This is a genomic window from Neisseria wadsworthii 9715, assembly GCF_000227765.1.
GTDB classification, from domain to species: domain Bacteria; phylum Pseudomonadota; class Gammaproteobacteria; order Burkholderiales; family Neisseriaceae; genus Neisseria; species Neisseria wadsworthii.
In genome coordinates this window covers 1-1,403 of sequence record NZ_JH165162.1, presented here as the reverse complement: position 1 = coordinate 1,403, position 1,403 = coordinate 1, and the positions used below count along the sequence as shown (strand labels likewise).

Below are 1,403 nucleotides of genomic sequence, written 5' to 3'. Positions count from 1 at the left end.
ACAACTTGTTTTTAAGTATAACTTCTAAAACAAATTTACTCGAAAAACTTCTGGAACTTCGCTAACCATCTAAATTCTGTATTGATATTAAAATTTCCAAAGCTATCGCCTTATCTTAAGCCACAACAACAAAGTAATTATAATCTGTTATACGCTTTACAGACAGGCAATTTATAATGCGGAATAAACAATAGACCATTAAAACATTTATACACCAACTATGACACAAGCAAGTTGCCCTGAGAAATAGTTGTATTAACCACCACATTGATGGTATTTAAAATTTCTAAAGCTCTACCATTAGAGTCTTTATCATTACCGATTAACTTTTTTATTCCGTTAAAATCTAAAATGTCCGTTTATACCAATGTTTCTAATGATGAAATATATGACCTTTTAACGTTTTATGAACTAGGTCACTTTGTTTCTTTACAAGGTATCGCTCAAGGCGTAACCAATAGTAACTATTTTTTAACCACTACTTTCGGTAAGTACGTATTAACAGTATTCGAAACATTACAACAACATGAGCTTCCTTTTTTTCTTCTATTAAAAAAGCACTTGAATGAGTTTGGCGTTGCATGCCCTTTGCCTATACAAAGAAAGGATGGCAAATTTGATTCAACATTAGCAGGAAAACCTGCTTGTATCGTCAGTTATTTAAACGGCTGCAATATTAGCTGGCCGACGGAATCACAATGTTTTAATACTGGGGTTATGCTTGCTAAAATGCATCTCGCAGGTCAATCTTTTCCTATGCGCATGAACAACCCCCGGCACATAGAATGGTGGAAAAAATCTGCTGAAAAACTGTTACCTGTATTAGAGAATAGCGACGCGCAACTCTTGAGCTTCGAGATTGCTTATATTGATAAACACTTTTCTTGTTCTCTTAACTTACCCAGCGGCATTATTCACGCGGACTTATTTAAAGATAACGTATTATTAAATGGTGATGATATAACTGGGTTTATTGATTTTTATTATGCCTGCAATGGTAATTTTATGTATGACCTAGCCATTGCAATCAATGACTGGGCTCGCACTTCTCAAAATTTAATTGATCCACAATTAAAAGCTGCATTTTTTCAAGGCTATGAAAGTATTCGCCCTATCAATAACACAGAAAAAAACTACTTCCCAATAGCACAACGCGCGGGCTGTATTCGCTTTTGGGTGTCAAGATTATTAGACTTTTATTTCCCACAAGAAGGCGAGATGACTTTTATTAAGAATCCCAATACATTCCGTGACTTATTATTATCATTAAAATAAACTTCCTCATTCTTGAAAGATGGCAAAGTGCCTGTAAATAATAAATTAGACAGAGTCTTAGCTCAACGCTTTCGGAATATCTGAGCAACCATCGAATTAAAGCTCAACTTGATCGCAACAAAATGTCT

At 34.6% G+C, this 1,403-nt stretch carries 1 protein-coding gene; it reads left to right on the top strand.

Annotation, left to right across the window (positions count from 1 at the left end; genetic code table 11):
• Positions 1–351 precede the first annotated feature (351 nt).
• The gene (gene thrB / locus HMPREF9370_RS11420) at positions 352–1,275 is read left to right on the top strand and encodes a homoserine kinase (protein WP_040667731.1); all 924 of its coding nucleotides are present in this window, start codon (positions 352–354) and stop codon (positions 1,273–1,275) included.
• Positions 1,276–1,403: the final 128 nt, after the last annotated feature.

Excerpts from the sequence above, each read along its gene's own strand:
- thrB (WP_040667731.1), top strand. The coding sequence starts at position 352 with ATGTCCGTTTATACCAATGTTTCTAATGATGAAATATATGACCTTTTA.